Origin of the sequence: Streptomyces doebereineriae, from assembly GCF_031845645.1 — a bacterium.
GTDB classification, from domain to species: domain Bacteria; phylum Actinomycetota; class Actinomycetes; order Streptomycetales; family Streptomycetaceae; genus Streptomyces; species Streptomyces canus.
In genome coordinates this window covers 65,221-81,436 of sequence record NZ_JAVREZ010000023.1, presented here as the reverse complement: position 1 = coordinate 81,436, position 16,216 = coordinate 65,221, and the positions used below count along the sequence as shown (strand labels likewise).

The 16,216-nt window shown below is 71.3% G+C and carries 15 protein-coding genes and 1 tRNA gene; 10 read left to right on the top strand and 6 right to left on the bottom strand.

Annotated features, from left to right (window positions below; genetic code table 11):
• Positions 1-41: 41 nt before the first annotated feature.
• Positions 42-113: transfer RNA gene (locus RNB18_RS42850), tRNA-Val, on the bottom strand.
• A gap of 235 nt (positions 114-348) precedes the next feature.
• On the opposite strand from RNB18_RS42850, the gene RNB18_RS42845 reads away from it, so the two are divergent.
• The 7 genes from RNB18_RS42845 (at position 349) to RNB18_RS42815 (ending at position 6,563) form a co-directional block, all read left to right on the top strand.
• Positions 349-1,119 carry a DUF4097 family beta strand repeat-containing protein gene (locus RNB18_RS42845; RefSeq protein WP_311719542.1) on the top strand — a complete coding sequence of 257 codons (771 nt, stop codon included), beginning with the start codon at positions 349-351 and terminating at the stop codon, positions 1,117-1,119.
• 80 nt (positions 1,120-1,199) lie between these two features.
• A complete protein-coding gene (locus RNB18_RS42840; RefSeq protein ID WP_311719541.1) occupies positions 1,200-2,576 on the top strand; it encodes a coiled-coil domain-containing protein in 1,377 nt (458 codons plus the stop codon).
• Positions 2,577-2,716: 140 nt separating this feature from the next.
• The gene (locus RNB18_RS42835; RefSeq protein WP_311719540.1) at positions 2,717-2,905 is read left to right on the top strand and encodes a hypothetical protein; all 189 of its coding nucleotides are present in this window, start codon (positions 2,717-2,719) and stop codon (positions 2,903-2,905) included.
• Between the two features lie 13 nt (positions 2,906-2,918).
• Entirely contained in the window at positions 2,919-3,632 is a 714-nt protein-coding gene (locus RNB18_RS42830; protein ID WP_311719539.1) for a hypothetical protein, read from the top strand.
• A complete protein-coding gene (locus RNB18_RS42825; RefSeq protein ID WP_311719538.1) occupies positions 3,629-4,558 on the top strand; it encodes a DUF6895 family protein in 930 nt (309 codons plus the stop codon). Before RNB18_RS42830 ends, RNB18_RS42825 begins: the two co-directional genes overlap by 4 nt.
• The gene (locus tag RNB18_RS42820) at positions 4,555-5,475 is read left to right on the top strand and encodes a DUF6895 family protein (protein WP_311719537.1); all 921 of its coding nucleotides are present in this window, start codon (positions 4,555-4,557) and stop codon (positions 5,473-5,475) included. The genes RNB18_RS42825 and RNB18_RS42820 overlap by 4 nt, the downstream gene beginning before the upstream one ends.
• Positions 5,472-6,563 carry a serine hydrolase domain-containing protein gene (locus tag RNB18_RS42815; RefSeq protein WP_311719536.1) on the top strand — a complete coding sequence of 364 codons (1,092 nt, stop codon included), beginning with the start codon at positions 5,472-5,474 and terminating at the stop codon, positions 6,561-6,563. Before RNB18_RS42820 ends, RNB18_RS42815 begins: the two co-directional genes overlap by 4 nt.
• Before the next feature lie 40 nt (positions 6,564-6,603).
• Here the strand turns inward: RNB18_RS42815 and RNB18_RS42810 are convergent, their stop codons facing one another.
• Both RNB18_RS42810 and RNB18_RS42805 read right to left on the bottom strand, forming a co-directional pair.
• Positions 6,604-7,968 carry a carbohydrate-binding protein gene (locus tag RNB18_RS42810; RefSeq protein WP_311719535.1) on the bottom strand — a complete coding sequence of 455 codons (1,365 nt, stop codon included), beginning with the start codon at positions 7,966-7,968 and terminating at the stop codon, positions 6,604-6,606.
• Between the two features lie 177 nt (positions 7,969-8,145).
• The gene (locus RNB18_RS42805) at positions 8,146-9,771 is read right to left on the bottom strand and encodes an alkaline phosphatase D family protein (RefSeq protein ID WP_311719534.1); all 1,626 of its coding nucleotides are present in this window, start codon (positions 9,769-9,771) and stop codon (positions 8,146-8,148) included.
• Positions 9,772-9,873: 102 nt separating this feature from the next.
• Here RNB18_RS42805 and RNB18_RS42800 point away from each other — a divergent pair, with 102 nt between their 5' ends.
• Together RNB18_RS42800 and RNB18_RS42795 are read left to right on the top strand one after the other, a co-directional pair.
• Positions 9,874-10,095 carry an FmdB family zinc ribbon protein gene (locus RNB18_RS42800; protein WP_280867058.1) on the top strand — a complete coding sequence of 74 codons (222 nt, stop codon included), beginning with the start codon at positions 9,874-9,876 and terminating at the stop codon, positions 10,093-10,095.
• Positions 10,096-10,152: 57 nt separating this feature from the next.
• Positions 10,153-10,785: a DedA family protein gene (locus RNB18_RS42795; RefSeq protein ID WP_311719533.1), complete on the top strand. Its 633-nt coding sequence runs from the start codon at positions 10,153-10,155 to the stop codon at positions 10,783-10,785.
• Here the strand turns inward: RNB18_RS42795 and RNB18_RS42790 are convergent.
• From RNB18_RS42790 to RNB18_RS42780, 3 genes are read right to left on the bottom strand one after another with little or no spacing between them, the layout of a single operon-like run.
• Positions 10,760-11,584 carry an HAD family hydrolase gene (locus RNB18_RS42790; protein ID WP_311719532.1) on the bottom strand — a complete coding sequence of 275 codons (825 nt, stop codon included), beginning with the start codon at positions 11,582-11,584 and terminating at the stop codon, positions 10,760-10,762. The two genes, RNB18_RS42795 and RNB18_RS42790, sit on opposite strands and share 26 nt — an antisense overlap.
• Entirely contained in the window at positions 11,584-14,064 is a 2,481-nt protein-coding gene (locus tag RNB18_RS42785) for a phosphoribosyltransferase (protein WP_311719531.1), read from the bottom strand. The genes RNB18_RS42790 and RNB18_RS42785 overlap by 1 nt, the downstream gene beginning before the upstream one ends.
• Positions 14,065-14,088: 24 nt before the next feature.
• Positions 14,089-15,252 carry an HpcH/HpaI aldolase/citrate lyase family protein gene (locus RNB18_RS42780; RefSeq protein ID WP_311719530.1) on the bottom strand — a complete coding sequence of 388 codons (1,164 nt, stop codon included), beginning with the start codon at positions 15,250-15,252 and terminating at the stop codon, positions 14,089-14,091.
• A gap of 175 nt (positions 15,253-15,427) precedes the next feature.
• Between RNB18_RS42780 and RNB18_RS42775 the strand changes: the two genes are divergently transcribed.
• Complete coding sequence (locus RNB18_RS42775) at positions 15,428-16,210, top strand: TerD family protein (RefSeq protein WP_311719529.1); 783 nt, start codon at positions 15,428-15,430, stop codon at positions 16,208-16,210.
• Positions 16,211-16,216 lie beyond the last annotated feature (6 nt).

Genomic DNA, 16,216 nt, shown 5'->3' with positions numbered 1-16,216 from the left:
ACGGAGGACCCCGGCCGAGATCGGCCGGGGTCCTTCTCCGGTGGGCGCGGACGGTTTCGAACCGCCGACATCCTGCTTGTAAGGCAGGCGCTCTACCCCTGAGCTACGCACCCGAGACGAGTCGACAGCCTACCTTGCCCGGGGCCCTGTCCTGCAAACCCTTGGCCGGGGGTTCGGCGGAGTCGGGGCAGGAGTCAGGGCAGGCGTCAGGGTTGATACGGGGGAAAACCCCACCCCCGATCCGGGAGCGACCCGGATCCCCCGCGGGACCCCCGGTCCCTAGCCTCGAACCAGGGTCGCGGACTGCCCGCGGCCGCCCGCTCAGGGCTAGATCAGGGGGAGATCGTCATGGTCCGTTCCGTTCCCGTACGTGCCGCCGCCGCGGCCGGGGTCGTCGCGCTCGTCGTCGCGGGGGCCACCGCCTGCGGCGCCTCCGCCGGGGACGACAAGACCCCCGACCACAAGTCCTTCGCCCTCCACGGCAACACCCTCACCGTCGACTCCGACGACTCGGCGCTGGAGATCGTCGCCGCCGATTCGAACAAGAAGGGCACGGTCGAGGTCACCCGCTGGTTCCAGGGGACCGTCGCCCTCGGCAAGGACCCCGAGGTGACCTGGTCGATGAAGGACGACCGGCTGGTGCTGCGCATGAAGTGCAGCGGTGTCGTGGCCGACTGCGCGGCCAAGCACCGCATCGAGGTGCCGCGGGACGTCAGCGTGAAGGTCCAGGACGGCGACGGCAGTGTGCGGGCCCGGGGGTTCACCCGGCCGCTGAGCATCAGCACCGGCGACGGTTCCGTGCGGGTCACCGACTCCAGCGGGCCGCTGGAGCTGCACACCGGCGACGGCTCCATGAGGGCGGACGTCACCTCCCGCCGCGTCACCGCCCGTACCGGGGACGGCTCGCTCCACCTCGAACTCGGCGCCGTACCGGACCGGGTGGAGACCCGCAGCGGCGACGGCTCCGTGACCGTCGAGCTGCCGAAGGCCACCTACCGCGTGGACACCAAAACCGGCGACGGAGGCATCGATGTGTCCGTGCCCCGGTCCGACTCCAGCGACCACGTCGTGTCCGCTCAGAGCGGAGACGGCAATGTCACTGTTCGAACCGCGAACTGATCGGCCCGTGTGTTCGTCCTCTACCGGTGGGAGAATGACACCGGGCCCCGCCAGGACGGAACACAGCACGGGAGAGGGATGTGACGGCGACACCATCGCAGCCGTACTCGTCGTCGTCGGTGCCGCGCGCACACCGCCAGGCGCTCAAGGACACCCTCACCCTCGTCGGTCTGCCCCTGCTCGCCGTCCTCGCGCTGCCTGCCTCGTTCGCCGGCGGGGGCACCCGGCGGTGGTTCGGCGGGCGGGCGGAGAGCCAGCGGGCCGAGGCGCAGGCCGCGAAGGACGCCGCCGCCGCCGCGTTCTACGAACTGGACACCGCCCAGCGGGATCTGCGGATCTCGATCGAGACCATCACGGCCGTCGACGCCTCCCCCGCCGCCCGGCGTGCGGTCGCCGACTTCCAAGCGGTCAGCGGGCGGATCGACGAGGCCAGTCAGCGCTATATCGAGGCCGTCGACGCCCACGACCTCGACCGGGACGACCTGGAGGCCTCGGCCGCCGCACACGCGCGTACCGAGCTCACCCGGGCCAAGGACGACCTCGGCAACGTCAAGCGGGAGCTGGACCGTTTCGGCGACAGCCTCGGACCGCTGCTCGGCAAGGCCGAGACCCAGCTCGCCCGCCTCGCCCCGGCCGTCGAGCGGGCCCGGCAGGGGTTGCTGGCCGCCTCCAACGCCCTGGACGCCGTACGGGAGTCGGGGCTGCAGGCGGACGACCTCGCCGCCCGGCTCGCCGCCCTCGGACCCGAACTGACCAAGCTCAACCAGGGCGCAGGACAGCACGGCGTGCCGCAGACCCTGGAGCGGGCCGAACGGGTCGCGCGGGAGGCCGAGTCGATCCGGGTGGAGGCCGAGCGGCTGCCGGAGCGGGCCGCGGAGATCGACCACCGGCTCGTCTCCCTGCGCACCCGCGCCGAGGCCCTCACCACCCGCGCGGGCCAGGTCGACCCGGTGCTCAGCGAACTGCGCCGCCGGTTCACCGCCGCCTGCTGGCAGGACCTCCAGCACGTCCCGGACCAGGCCACGGAGAACGTACGGCAGGCCGAGCAGAAACTCCGCGAAGCCCGCGCCGCGCGTGACGAACAGCGCTGGCCGGACGCGACCTCCCTGCTCTCCACGGTCCGCGCCCTGCTCAACACCACCGACGAGTCCGTCTCCGCCGCCGGCGACCGGCTGCACCGGCTGAACGCCGTGCAGAAGGACCCCCAGCAGGAGATCGACCGCACCCGCTTCGCCATCCGCGACGCCCAGCGCCTCGCCATGAGCGGCCGCAACACCCCCGACCCCAGGCACGCACGCCCGTTGGACGACTCCGTGGCCCGCCTGGACCGGGCGATCGCCACCCTGGAAGGCCGCCACCCCGACTACTGGCATTTCCTGACCGAGACGGAAGCGGTACGGCAGACAGTGGCGCGGGTGGTCTCGCAGATCCGCGAGGAGCGCGGGGGCTCGCACTGAGAGTGCGTCACTCGTCAACTACTCGCGAGCGGGAGATTGAATCTCGCACGAGATAGACAAATCGCCCTCTTTTGCATAGATCGCTCGAATGGGGTGACATGGATTGAGACCCGCATATCTCTCATAAAGGAGATGGTGGTATGTCTTCCACCGAGTTCCTGATCGACGACCTCACCGACGCACCCGGCATCGACGTCGAAGCCGCTCTCGACCCGGTCGAGGCCGACGGCTACTACCGCGACAGCCGCCAGTGCGCGGCGCTCGCTCTGGTGTCGTCGCACAGCCAACTCCTGCTCTCGCCTCCGACGCCACGGCCGAAGAAGGGCTGACGGGAGAACCCGAATGGAGCAGTCAGGCACTTCGACCCGCCTCGCGGGCGCGGTGCAGGGCCTCATGTCGGAACTGGTCTCCGCTCTTCGGAGCGGAGACCAGTTCCGCCTCGCAGGCACGGTCGCGCGGGGCAACGGCCCCGAGGCGACCGCCGACCCGGCCCTCGCCGCCGTACGCGTGGTCGGAGCCGATGTCGTCCTGCCGAGCGTCCTGCTGCGCTGTGCGCCCCCCGCATCGGACGATCTCACCGTGTTCAGCAGGGCCCTGCACGCCTACCCGCCACCCGCCGGAGCCCCTCCCACCTCGGTGTGGAGCCATTGGGCCATGCGGCGGGCGCTCCTGCGGCTGGACGCGTCCCTCGACGGCGCGTCGGGCGACGACACCGAGCCCGAGGCCGCCTGGCTCGACGACGCACCGTGGCAGTTCCTGACCCACCAACTCGCGGTGCTCGCCCCGCTCGCGCTCCCCGGCGAGGACTGCGCGGTGGCCCGTGCGGCGCGCCGCCGCCCGGTCGACGTCGCCCGGGGATTCGTACGAGCGGTCCGCCGCCGCGACTGGCTCCAGGCAGCCGGAGCGGGACGCTGGCTGGTCCTCCTCGACGATGTGCCGCAGACGCTGGGCCTGGACACCGGGCTGGAGTTCGTGGCACAGATGGGCGGCGAGGACGCCCGCGTGGCGTTTCAGGTCGAGGCCGCTCAACTGATGCGCGCCGGAGTGCCGGTGTGACGGCGCACGAGGTCCGGGCTCTGGGCGCGGCCGCGTTGGCCTGGGTGTCCGCCCATCGCGAGGGCTTCGCGCTCGGCGACGACGCGCTCGCCGAGCACGGCAACGTGAACACCACCTGGAAACCCCTCGGCGAGCTGGCCCAGGTGTGCGTCTGCGTGCGACGGCACACCGATCCGGCCGACCCGCTCCACGTGCTGGCGTCCGACCTGCTGTCGTTCGCGTGGCAACAGACCGGGCGCGGCGCCCTCTTCGCAGAGTTGCAGCGCCTCGAACCCTTCGCGACCTATCCGCTGGAGATCTACGCGGCGTTCGCGTCGGCGGGCCTGCGCCACGCCGGCTACGAGAGCGCCACCGCGACGGTGGCCCGTACCCGCGGCTGGCACCTGACGGAGCAGGAACCGAATCGTCGCATGAGTGTGCTCAACTCCGAGCGCCGCAGCGGCCTCCCGGAACACGAGGACATGCCGCGGGCACTGCGCCGCACCTGGCTCGCCGGCCTGCCGGAGCCGTGGACGTTCGAACTGGCCGCCGGCTACACGCTCACCCATGTGATCTTCCATCTCACCGACTGGGGCCTGACCCCGCAGGCCGTACCCCCGCCCGTCGCGGCCTATCTCCGGCACTGGCTCGCGCCCTGGCTCGACACCTGTCTGGAGGACGAGCAGTGGGACCTGAGCTGCGAACTGCTGGCCGTGGCGAGCAGTCTGCCCGGCCCGCCGGACCTCGCCCTGTTCCAGGAGACCTGGGCGAGACTCTCGGTGGTGCAGAACGACTCGGGCGCCGTCCCGGAGGTGGGCGGCCGTTCCACCGCACCCGACTTCATCGACTGTTACCACTCGACACTGATGACGGCCTTCGCCTCCGTACTGACCGTCAACCGGCTGCGCGAGATGGCCGCGGCGGACGGACAGGGAGTGCCGGGATGAACAACACGCGTCTCATCCACCACATCGGAGTCGGCGCTCTCGAGTGGCTGCACGCCCACCGCGACGGATTCCGGCTGGAGTTGGATGTCGACCCGGAGGTCGGCTTCCTGGAACGCTTCAAGCCGGTCGGCGAACTGGCGCTCATCTGCAAGGTGTTGTTCCGCGAGGGCGTCGCCGGATCCCGACAGTCCACGCTGGCACGGCAGTTGATCGACCACGCCTGGTGTCACACGCTGGACGGCGGCCGGATGCTGGTGCGCGGGCAGCGCACCGAGCCCCTCTCGCCCATCCCCTTCGAGGTGTACCTGCCCTTCAAGGAGCTGGGATACAGCAGCCCCGAGGCCGAGCGGGCCTTCCGGCTCAACCAGCGGCTGGACAGCTACACCGCCCTGGAGATGTCGCCGGTCCGGCGCCTGGGCCTGTCCGCCTTCCAGCGCCGCTTCGGCCTGCCGCCCCGGGTTCCGGAGGCCGACGTCGTCGGCGCGACGTGGCTGGGGCGTTCACCCGAACCCTGGACCGTGGAAGGGCACATCGCCTACGACATCACCCACACCGTCTTCCACCTCACCGACTGGGGAGAGAACCCCGACGGTCTGCCGGCCGAAGTCGCCGGCTACCTCGCGGACTGGCTGCCCGTCTGGCTGGACGACTGGCTCGACCTGCAACGCTGGGACCTGCTCGGTGAACTGCTCGTCGTCGATGCCTGTCTGCCCCGCCCCACGTTCGACGAGCGGGCGTGGGAGGGCTTCGCCGCCGCCCAACAGCCCGACGGCGCGATGCCCGCTGTGCGCACGATGCCGCAGGGCGAACCCGAGGAGGTCTTCGACGTGGTCTACCACCCGACGCTGGTCGCCGCCTTCGCCTCCGTACTGGCCACGTCCCGCGCCCTGACACAGTTGGCGCACACACCGTCATGACCGTCGGCGCACAGCCCGCGCGTCCCGCCCCCTGGCCGGGCATCCCGCCCGACGTCACCGGCGTGACGTGGCGGGGGACACTCGACGACGACGAGGCGGTGTGGCGGCTCGACGAGGCCGTCGCCGCCGTGGACGCGCCCGACGTCGTCTTCGCCCTCTCCCGGTACGGTCGCCGCACCGTACGCACCGGGGGCACCGCGCCGCCCCCGCCCGTCCCCCGCGATCAGCTGCGCTACGAAATGGGCTCGGCCTCCAAGACGTTCACCGGACTACTGCTGGCCCACCTGACCCAGACGGGCCTGCTGTCCGCGGGCGAGCCCGCCGCCGCCCTGCTGGACCCGGCTCGGCGGCCCGGCGAGGATCCCGTCACCCTCGCCCACCTGATCACCCACACCTCCGGACTACCCGCCCTGCCCGCCGACTTCTTCGTCCGGGCACTGCCGGCCTGGCACACCAACCCCTACGCCCGTTATCCGGCCGAGCGCGTGGTCGACGCCTTTCTGCGCCACCGGCAACGCCACCGGCCCGGCACCCGCTGGCACTACTCCAACTTCGCTGTCGCCGTCCTCGGTCACGCCCTGACGGCGGCGACCGCCACCCCGTGGGACGAGCTGCTCACCGGTCAGGTGCTGGATCCGCTCCGGCTGAGCGGCGCCACCCTCGCCCCCGGCGGCCCGGACACCGACGCCACCGGGCACCGCAGGAACGGCAGCACTCCCGTTCCGCCGCTGACCGTGGGCGGCTTCCAGGCGGCCGGCGCGGTCCGGGCCACCCCGCACGATCTGCTCACGTTCCTGGAAGCACATCTGGATCCGTCGGGCAGCCCGCTGACCGCTGCCCTGCGCGCGGTACGCAGCCCTGTGCTCCGGCGCGGTCTCGGGCACCGGCATGTGCACACGGTGGCCTGGTTCCAGCACCCGACGCAGAGCGGTCCGATGTACTTCCACGGCGGGGCGACACTCGGTCAGCAGGCCTTCCTGGGCTTCAGGCCCGACATCGGAACGGCGTTGGCCGCCGTGTGCACCCGCCGCTTCCGCGCCGGCGATGCCTTCGTGCCGACCGCGTACACCCTGCTGGCAGAGATGTAACGGGCCGACGAGCTCAGGCATCGCCGACATCACCGCGTCCTCAGACGCGCTGCCACAGGGCCGGAGCGAGGGCCGGCTGCCACGCGGCCTGCGCCTGATGGGGCTGCAGGCACTCGTACGAGACGCCGTCGAGGGTCACCCGCGCGCCCACCTCGTACACCTGACCCGCGGCCCAGCCACCCGTCTGACCGTCCTCGGGGGCGGTGGTACCGCTCTCGCTCGTGCTCGTCCTGAGAGTGAGGCCGTATGTGCTGAGCAGCGGGTTGATCGGCTGGTAGAAGGTCGTTCCGCCGCTCGTGCAGTCGCCCGACCCGCCGGACAGGACGCCCTGTGCCTGGACTCCCGAGATGTACGAGCCACCGGAGTCGCCCGGCTCCGCGCACACCGTCGTACGGGTCACGCCGTCGACGGTGCCCTGGGAGTAGCTGACGCTCGTGTCGTGCTGCTCGATCGTGCCGCAGTGCCAGCCCGTGGTGGAACCGGACCGGCACACCGCGGCCCCCGTCAGGGCCTGCACCGAGCCGGCGGTCTGGACGTCCTGGCCGCCCTCGCCCTTGACGGCGGGCGTCGCGGTCCAGTCACTGTTGACGCCCACCCACGCCATGTCCCGCCCGGGGAACACGGACGCCTGGAAGGTGCCCTGGGCGACCTGGTTGTACCCGGTGGTCTTCGCCCCCGCGTTGCCGCAGTGGCCGGCCGTCGCGAACCCCTGCTGGGCGCCCTTGGTGACGCCGAACCCTACGGAACAGCGGGCCGTGCCGTCGATGTAGAAGGCGTCACCGCCCCGGATGTCGTACAGGGCGCGCGGCTGGTCGGACGACACCTTGACGTCCACGATCGCGCTGTCGACGTGGGCGGCCGCGATGAGCCTGTTGGCGGCGGCACGGCTCTTCGCCTGCACCGTCACCCGGTTGGTCCGTACGTCGATGTACCGGACCGGCGTGTCCAGGGCCTCGCCGGTCACGGAAGCGTCCAACTTCGTCTTGGCGGTCTTCAGGTCCTGCAGCGGGGTCCTGACGACCACGGCCCGCGCTCCATCGGCCTCGATGGCGGGGCTGTCCGCGGCGTCGGTGGTCGCGACCGTCAGGTCCGCGGAGGTGTCGCCGCTCACCCAGGCTCCCGCGAAGCGCTTGCCCAGCGCGTTCTGGAGGCGGCCCGCGCGAGTGCCCGCCTCGGCCTCGTTGACCAGGCGCGTCCTGGCCTGATCCTCGGTCAGGCGCAGATCACGCTTCAGCGCCCGCAGGACCGCGGGCGAGGGATTGTTCGCGCCGAGCATCTCGGCGGCGGAGGGCGCCGGCGTCGGCGCGGGGGGCTCGACGGCCGCGGCCGCGGGCAGCCCCGTGAGCACGAGGGCACTGAGCAGCGTCAACGCTGCACAGCCGGCCGAAGCGTGTCTGTGGACCATCAGGCATCTCCTCGGGTGTGAGTACAAAAGGTCTCGAATCCCTAGGTTTTGCCGATAACCGGACAAACGATGTCCGCTTCCTGCCCGTTCCACGCATCGGACGACAAGAAAGGGCCGCCCGGCGGAGCACGGGATGCCGACGGGCCGTCACACCGGATACCGGTGCCCGGCAGTTCCTCAGGCGGGCTGGAGGCCCGGGTCGCCGGCCTCCGTCACGAAGGACGCGGCGGTGGTGATCGGCGCGCCCGGCTTGGTCACGGCGGACACGGTCCTGAAGTCGGCCTGCGCCTGCTGCCGGTCGAGTGTGACCCTCACATAGCCGCGGCGCCCGTCGTAGAACTTCAGATGCGGGTTGGCCTTGAGGTACGTGTCCCAGGTGGGGGGCCGCTCGGCGCCGTCCCGTCCGCTCGAGACCGAGGTGGCGGTGAACTCCGTGCCCAGGGTTGCGGAGGCCGGGTCGTCGAAGTCGTCCTTGATGTCGAAGGCGTAGCCGACGTGCACGTCCCCGGTCATCACCACCAGGTTCTCGACCCCGGCCGATTTGGCGCCGTCGAGGATCCTGCGGCGCGAGGCCCGGTAGCCGTCCCAGGCGTCCATGGACATCAGGGGCTCCGACGTGAGGTCGAGTTTGCGCTGCGAGAAGCAGACCTGTTGCGGCATCACGTTCCACAGGGCCTGTGAGTCACGCCAGCCGTCGATCAGCCAGCTCTCCTGTGCCGCCCCGGTCATGGTGCGCGCCGGGTCGTCCTGGAGCGGACCGCCGGAGTGCTTGGTGGACGCGTACACCTGGTCGGAGCGGTACTGCCGGGTGTCGAGGATGTCGAACTGGGCGAGGGTGCCCCACTGGAGCCGGCGGTAGAGACGCGCGTCGGGACCGTTCGGCAACTGCGCGCCGCGCAGCGGCTGGTTCTCCCAGTACGCCCGGTAGGCGGCGGCGCGGCGCAGCAGGAACGCCTCCGGCGGATCGTTGTTCTCGCTGATGGCGTTCGCGTAGTTGTTCTCGGTCTCGTGGTCGTCCCAGGTGACGACGAAGGGGTGCGCGGCATGGGCCGCCCGCAGGTCCGGGTCGCTCTTGTAGAGCGCGTAGCGCAGCCGGTAGTCCTCCAGGGTCATGGCCTCACGGTTGAAGAGGGCGGGCAGCTTGCGGTCGGTGTAGGCGCGCTGGCCGCCCGTGGCGTTCACGGCGTACTCGTACAGGTAGTCGCCGAGGTGGAAGACCACGTCGACGTCGTCCTGGGAGAGATGGCGGTGCGCCGTGTAGTACCCGTCGTGGTAGGCCTGGCAGGAGACGGCGGCGTAGGTGAGCGACGCGGCGGCGGCGGTGGTGACCGGCGCCGTGCGCGTACGGCCCGTCTCGCTGATCCAGGTGCCGGTCTTGAACCGGTAGTAGTAGACGCGGTCGGGCTCGAGGCCCGCGACGTCGATGTGCAGGGTGTGGTGGTACTCGGGGTAGGCGATGTCGACGCCACTGCGGACGGGGGCGCTGAAGCTCTCGTCGAGGGCTACCTCCCACTCGACGGTGACGTGCTGCTGGGGCAGACCGCCGTCCGGCTCGAACGGGGCGGGGGCGAGCCGGGTCCACAGCAGCACGGAGTCGGGCAGCGGGTCCCCGGAGGCGACGCCGAGGGTGAACGGATCGACGGCGATCCTCGCCGCGTCGAGTTCGGTGGAGCCCGCCGCGCCCCGGGCCGGCAGGTGGGTGCTGAACGCGAGAGCGGCGGCCGCTGCGGTGACCGTGAGAAACCGGCGCCGCCCGAAGTACCGGGCGGCGGCGAGCAGTTCGGGTTTTTGTCGGACAGCCAAGGGGTCCCCCCACGGTTGATCGTCGGCAGAGAACCCCCGTATGCTAACCGGACAAAGTTCAGAATTCGGGCACCCCGCCGGGGCGCCGGTTAACCTGTGCTCATGCCTCGCTACGAGTACCGCTGCCGGACCTGCGGCGACACCTTCGAACTGAGCCGTCCCATGGCCGAGTCCTCCGCCCCCGCCGACTGCCCCGCGGGCCACGACGACACGGTGAAGCTGCTGTCGACGGTGGCGGTGGGCGGCTCGGCGTCCGCGTCGGCCCCGGCGCCCCAGGCGGGTGGCGGTGGAGGCGGCTGCTGCGGCGGAGGCTGCTGCGGCTGACCGCCGTACGAAGACCTCTTCAGGCTGCCTTCAGGTCCGCCTCCCTAGCGTGGGCCCATGTCAGCCATCGACTGGGTCAACGGCCTCATGGACACGCTCGGCGCGCCCGGTGCCGGGATCGCCATCGCTCTGGAGAACCTCTTCCCGCCCATCCCGAGCGAGGCGATCCTGCCGCTCGCGGGCTTCGCGGCGAGCACCGGCCGGATGAGCCTGGCCGCCGTGCTGCTGTGGACGACGGCGGGCTCGGTGATCGGCGCCCTCGCGCTCTACGGCGTCGGCGCGCTCCTGGGCCGGGACCGCACGGTGGCGCTCGCGGCCCGGCTGCCCCTCGTCAAGGTCTCGGACATCGAGCGGACCGAGGCCTGGTTCCTGCGGCACGGCACCAAGGCGGTGTTCTTCGGCCGGATGATCCCGGTCTTCCGCAGCCTCGTCTCCGTCCCGGCCGGCGTCGAACGCATGCCGCTGCCCGTGTTCCTGGCGCTGACCACGTTGGGCAGCGCCCTGTGGAACACGGCGTTCGTCCTCGCGGGCCACGCCCTGGGCGCCAACTGGACCCAGGTCACCGACCTCGTGTCCGCGTACTCGAAGGTCGTCCTCGCGGTCGCCGCGCTCTCGGTCGTGGCCTTCGTAGCCGTACGACTGCTGCGGCGAGGTCGGCCGAGTCCTACTGAGGTGTCCGAGCCGTCCTGAGGAGCTCGCGCAGGATCCGCTCCCCCGCCGCGACGCCCCGCTCCGGCAGCGCGGTGATCGCCGGAGCCGTCCAGCCCACGTCCGCCAGCTCCCCGTGTCCGGGCCGCCAGCCCCGGTCGGCCGCGAGGAGCAGGTCGGCGTCCAGCAGGGAGTCACCCGCGGCCAGCGTCAGGGCGGCGCCGGTGCGCCGGGCCACCTCGCGCATGGCCGCGCTCTTGGTGAGCGGCTTGGGGACGGCGTAGATCTTGCGGCCCTGGAGGGAGACCGTCCAGCCGCGGTTCTCGGCCCACACCGCGAGCTCCTTCACCCAGTCCTCGGGCAGCAGTTCACGCTCGACGACGAGGTAGACGAAGAGATCCTCGGCGATCCGGTGCTTGCGCACCCACAAGGGATCGGCCCTCTCCTGGAGGTGCGCGCGGATCTCCTCCAGGGGCGCGCACTCGTCGGCGAGGCGGGCCGTGACGCGGGTGTGCCAGTCGACGTCGGTGACGCCGTCGACCAGCAGGTGGCCGCCGTTCGCGCAGATCGCGTAAGTGGGCGCGGGGCCCGGCAGGTTGATGCGCTGGTACTGCTTGCGGGTGCGGGTCGTCGTCGGCACGAAGACCGCCGCGTCCCCGAGCTCGGAGAGCAGCCCGGCCGCGGTCTCCGTCATGTACGACAGCGGCCTGCTCTCGTGCACCTCGACGCAGAGCAGCCGGGGCGCCCGCGCGTCCGGCATGGTGAGCGCCAGGGCGGCGGCGGAGTAGATGAGCGTACGGTCGAGGTCGCTCGCCACGAGCACCGGAGGCTGCGTCGGCATCAGAGGGTCACCGCCCTGCCGTCGGCGCCCGTCGCGCCCCGCGTGTACTTGGGGTGGATCAACCCCACGCAGGTGTACGGGAGTTCGGCGACCTCTTCCACCGGGACACCTCTCTGCTCGGCCAACAGGCGTACGTGGTCCAGGTCGGCGCCCGCCCCGGCCCGCGCCAGGATCTTCCACGGCACCCGGCGCAGCAGCACCCGCGTGGTCTCGCCGACGCCCGGCTTGACGAGGTTGACGTCGTGGATGCCGTACTCCTCGCTGATGCGTTCGACCGCCGCCCAGCCCTCCCAGGTGGGCTCCCGGTCACTGGAGAGGAGCTCCTTGACCTGTGCGCCGACCGCCTCGGCGACCTCGGGGAAGCGGGCGGCGACGGCGTCCAGGAACTCCACCGACACGTCCGCGCCGGCGAGTTCACGGTAGAACTTCGCGCCGTGGAAGTCGTCCGGGCCGACCAGGTCCGCGCGCAGGACCGTACGCGAAATCAGGCCGGACACCGTGGAGTTGAGACACGCGGACGGAATGAGGAAGTCCTCGCGGGTGCCGTACGTCTTCACGCACGAGCCCGGGTCGGCGAGCACGGCGATCTCCGGATCGAAGCCGACGGAACCACCCTCGGCCTCGAACTGCCTTATCGCTTCCGTCAGTTCACGCGTGATCGCGCCCTTGCCGGTCCAGCCGTCGACGAACACGACGTCGGCGGGGTCGTGGTGTCCGGCCAGCCAGCGCAGGGCGTTGGCGTCGATGCCGCGGCCTCGGACGATCGAGACCGCGTAGTGCGGCAGTTCGAGGCCGTGGCGGAACTGGGCCCAGCGGCGCATCAGGACCCCGACGGGGGTGCCGGCGCGGGCGAGGGAGACCAGGACGGGGCGGGGCGAGCGCTCCTGGAGCACGATCTCCGTCACCGCGCCGACCGCCTGGGCGAGCCTCGCGGAGGACTCCCGCAGGGCCGTCCGGAACAGCTCCTGGTACTGGTCGCTCGGCTGGTACTCCACCGGGAGCGATTCCGCGTAGTGCGCGCCGCCGCTCTGGATGGCCTCCTCGCGCTCCTCGGTCGGCGCCTCCAGCGTGACGTCCGAGAGGTCCTGGAGCAGCCAGCCGACCTCCTCGGGGGCGTACGAGGAGAAGGCGGGGCCGCGGAGGGGCTCGGAGAGCATGGGGGGCCTTTCGGGGGTGTAGCTGGGGACGACGGCGAGGACGACCTGCTGGGTGTGCGCGGCGAGTTGGGCCAGGAGGCCGTCGGGGGCGTGCAGTTCGGGGGTGTCGGCGGTGGAGTCGATCACGGCGACGATCGCGTCGAAATCGGCGCCGGCGACGTTGTACGCGTAGCGGTCGCCGGGGCCGTCGGCGGGGGTGTCGTGGGCGGGGAAAACGATCCGGCTGCGGATGGCGTAGCCGGGGTCGTCGACGGCGAGCACCGGTGAGCGGGTGGTCGTGGAGTAGGTCACCTCCACGCCTTCAGCGACCTGTTCGAGTTCTCGGGCGAGTCTCAGCGGGGCGTACATGAGTTCTTCGAAGCCGAGGATGTGCACGCGGTGCGCGTCTGCCGGGAGGGACTCGGCGAGCCTTGCGGCCATGGCGGGGAGGGCGGTCTCCAGGCGTATTCGGTGCTGGGGAGTGAATCCGTGGCGGCCGCCGTCCGGGACGTCTCGGGGCCACATGAGGTCCATGCGGTTGATTGCCGAGTGCGGGCGGGTGGGGGCTGGTCGCGCCCACGCGGCGGTAGCCGCAGATTCGATACAGCCCCGCGCCCCTACGGCACTTTCGTGCTCGGCGACCAGATGTTGCCCCTTCTCCAGCACGCCGTCGGGCAGGCGTACGGTGCCCGAAGCCGCTGCCACTAGGTCCACCCGCGCGTCGATCTCCCGCGCGAAAGCGTCCAGTCGGCCCGCGTCCTCCTCCGACCGCATGTCCACCAGGGCGACCACCACGTACCGGCCCCGCGGATAGCGCTCGTGCAGGTCCCTGATCGTGTTCAGGACCGTGTTGCCCGTCGAGAACTCGTCGTCCACGAGGACCAATGGGCCGTCCCCGGCCAGCAGGGCCGGGTCCTCCGGCAGCAGCAGATGGCTCGTGGCGTGGGAGTGGGACTCCTCGAAGCCGCCCGCGGGGGCCACGCCGGGGACCGGGCGGCGGGTGGAGTGGAGGTAGGGGGCGAGGGCGATGCCGTCGGCGACACAGTGGCCGAGACCTGTCGCCGTCTCCGCGTAGCCGAGGACGACCGCTCGGGCCGCCTCCTCGTCGCCCAGCAGGTCGCGGACCCTGCGGCCCAGCGCGAAGCCCTGGCCGTAGACCACCGACGGCAACTGCGGGACATGCTTGCCCAGCACGTTGGAGACCAGCAGATGGGCCCGCTTGGGGTTGCGGCGCAGCGCCAGTCCCAGCAGGTCGGTCAGCCGGCTGTCGCCCACGAGTTCGACGCCGAGCCGGTCGGCGACCCACGTCCCCGACCAGACCCGGTCGTTCACTGCCTTGTTCATGCGTCCCTTGATGTCCACGGATGGTCAGCCGGAGATTCCGGCGGCGAGCAGCTCCACGAAGCCGATGTCCTCGTTGGCCACCCCGAAGACCTCGGCGCGCAGCAGGGTCCGCTCGGCCCAGGCGCGATGCGGCTTCACTTCATTCATTTTGTTCGTGTACTGCGACCTCAGCACCCCGCCGCCGCCGCGCTCGGGCCGCAGGATGTCCTGCGCGTCGCTGAACTCCTCGTGGCTGACCACGGACAGTGCGTGCACGGGCAGCACGTGGGAGGGGTGGATGCAGGTCTTGCCGAGCAGGCCGTTGGCCTGGTCGAGGGTGATCTCACGCAGCAGGCCGTCCATGGCGTGCTCGATGAGCGCCTCGCGCAGTTCCTCGGCCTGTCCCTCCAGGAAGGGGCTGCGGCGCAGCTGCGGCTTGAACATGCGCTCCTGGACCCGGAAGTACTCCCAGACCGGCCCGGTCACGGTGAAGCCGGTGCCGTCGGCGCGGCCCAGCATGTTCACCACGTCGGCGATCACGGAGGCGACGATCTGGACGTCCCAGGCGGTCATGTCGGGGGCGCGGCGCAGGCCGTAGGAGGAGCAGAAGTCGGTGACGCCGAGGCGCAGCGCCAGGACCCGGTCGCGGTACTTGTCGACCGCGCGGGCGATGCCCTCCAGGGTCTCTACGCGCGTCTCCCGGTAGAGCAGCTCAGGAGACTCCAGCACGGGCATGGCGAACAGCCGGTGTCCGCTCGCGACCTCGGCGCCGGAGAGGGCCTCCAGGAAGGGGATGCCGCGTTCCTCGGTGAACTTCGGGAGCACGAATCCGGACAGCAGCCGGACGGCGGGACCGAGCCGTCGTACGAGATCGGGGATCTGCTCGGGGTGGCGGACCCGGATGAAGAGCAGGGGCGGGTCCACCTGCCGGTTCGCGAGGTCCGTGAACTGCCGGACGAGGTTCTCCTCGCCCTCGGCGACGTCGTCGTCACCGATCGAGTCTTCCAGGCACAGCACCATCGAGACCACGCCGCGTCCGGCCTGCTTGACGATGTCGTCGGCGAGCCGCGGCCGCGTGGCCGGACTGTAGAGCGTGGCACCGAGAGCCGCGGAGAGCAGCCGGGCCGAGGAATCCGCCGTGAACTCGCAGGGCTCCTGGTGGAAGAGGCGCTGACGCACCTCAGGGGCGATGTGCCCGAAATGACGCATATGACTCCCCCGTGGCAGCTGTGCCGCCTGTGAACCGATCACAGGTGGCCGGTAATAGTACGTAGGTACCCATGTCCGAGGTTCCCACCGGGCATGAATTTCAGGTAACGCAGAGAAACCGGTGTCCCGCACCCCCGCGTTGTCGTGACCAGGACCGAGAGGGCAGGATGACCGCATGACGCACGCCATGCTGAAGGGATCGAACGTCCCGCTGGAAGCCACCACGGTACGCGCCGTGCTGCGCTGGGCGCCCGGGCAGGGGGTCCCGGTCGTCGATGCCTCGGCGCTCCTCCTCGGCCCCGACGGTCGTGTGCGATCCGACGAGGACTTCGTCTTCTACAACCAGCCCCGGCACCCCTCCGGGAAGGTCTGGCTCCTCGGCAAGAAGCGCGTCGCCGAGGGTCCCACCGACACGATCCAGACAGATCTTGCCGGTGTCGAGCCCGACGTCAGCCAGATTCTCCTGGTCGCGTCGGTGGACGACGCCACCTTCGGCCGTGTGCAGGGCCTGCGCATTCTGTTGTACGACGCCTCGGTCGTCGACGGCGAGCCGCTGCTCTACTTCGACATCAAGCCCGAGACGGGCGAGGAGACCGCCCTGATCTGCGGCGAGCTGTACCGCCGCGGCGAGGGCTGGAAGTTCCGCGCCCTGGGCGAGGGCTATGCGGAGGGCCTCCAGGGCCTTGCCACGGACTTCGGCATCGTGGTGGACGAGTCCGACTCCTCGGAGACCCCGTCCCGGCCCGAGCCCACGTCGTTCCCCCTGCCCCCGGAGCAACCGGCCCAGTCGGCCGCCTCGGTCCCCACCCAGCCGGCCTACGGCTACCCCCAGCAGGCGACTCCGGCGACAGCCCCCGTGGCGGCCTCGGGCTACGGCTACCCGCAGCCGGTGACTCCGGTACCGGCGGCGGCGGAGTTCCGTATGCCTCCCCAGGGTCCGCAGTTCATCGGACGGTAGCGGGCC

What these genes read in the sequence shown, in the direction of transcription:
- RNB18_RS42820 (WP_311719537.1), top strand. Translation starts at nt 4,555, where the DNA reads ATGAACAACACGCGTCTCATCCACCACATCGGAGTCGGCGCTCTCGAG.
- RNB18_RS42835 (WP_311719540.1), top strand. Translation starts at nt 2,717, where the DNA reads ATGTCTTCCACCGAGTTCCTGATCGACGACCTCACCGACGCACCCGGC.
- RNB18_RS42780 (WP_311719530.1), bottom strand. Translation starts at nt 15,252, where the DNA reads ATGCGTCATTTCGGGCACATCGCCCCTGAGGTGCGTCAGCGCCTCTTC.
- RNB18_RS42790 (WP_311719532.1), bottom strand. Translation starts at nt 11,584, where the DNA reads ATGCCGACGCAGCCTCCGGTGCTCGTGGCGAGCGACCTCGACCGTACG.
- RNB18_RS42785 (WP_311719531.1), bottom strand. Translation starts at nt 14,064, where the DNA reads ATGAACAAGGCAGTGAACGACCGGGTCTGGTCGGGGACGTGGGTCGCC.
- RNB18_RS42810 (WP_311719535.1), bottom strand. Translation starts at nt 7,968, where the DNA reads ATGGTCCACAGACACGCTTCGGCCGGCTGTGCAGCGTTGACGCTGCTC.
- RNB18_RS42795 (WP_311719533.1), top strand. Translation starts at nt 10,153, where the DNA reads ATGTCAGCCATCGACTGGGTCAACGGCCTCATGGACACGCTCGGCGCG.
- RNB18_RS42800 (WP_280867058.1), top strand. Translation starts at nt 9,874, where the DNA reads ATGCCTCGCTACGAGTACCGCTGCCGGACCTGCGGCGACACCTTCGAA.
- RNB18_RS42845 (WP_311719542.1), top strand. Translation starts at nt 349, where the DNA reads ATGGTCCGTTCCGTTCCCGTACGTGCCGCCGCCGCGGCCGGGGTCGTC.
- RNB18_RS42815 (WP_311719536.1), top strand. Translation starts at nt 5,472, where the DNA reads ATGACCGTCGGCGCACAGCCCGCGCGTCCCGCCCCCTGGCCGGGCATC.
- RNB18_RS42775 (WP_311719529.1), top strand. Translation starts at nt 15,428, where the DNA reads ATGACGCACGCCATGCTGAAGGGATCGAACGTCCCGCTGGAAGCCACC.
- RNB18_RS42830 (WP_311719539.1), top strand. Translation starts at nt 2,919, where the DNA reads ATGGAGCAGTCAGGCACTTCGACCCGCCTCGCGGGCGCGGTGCAGGGC.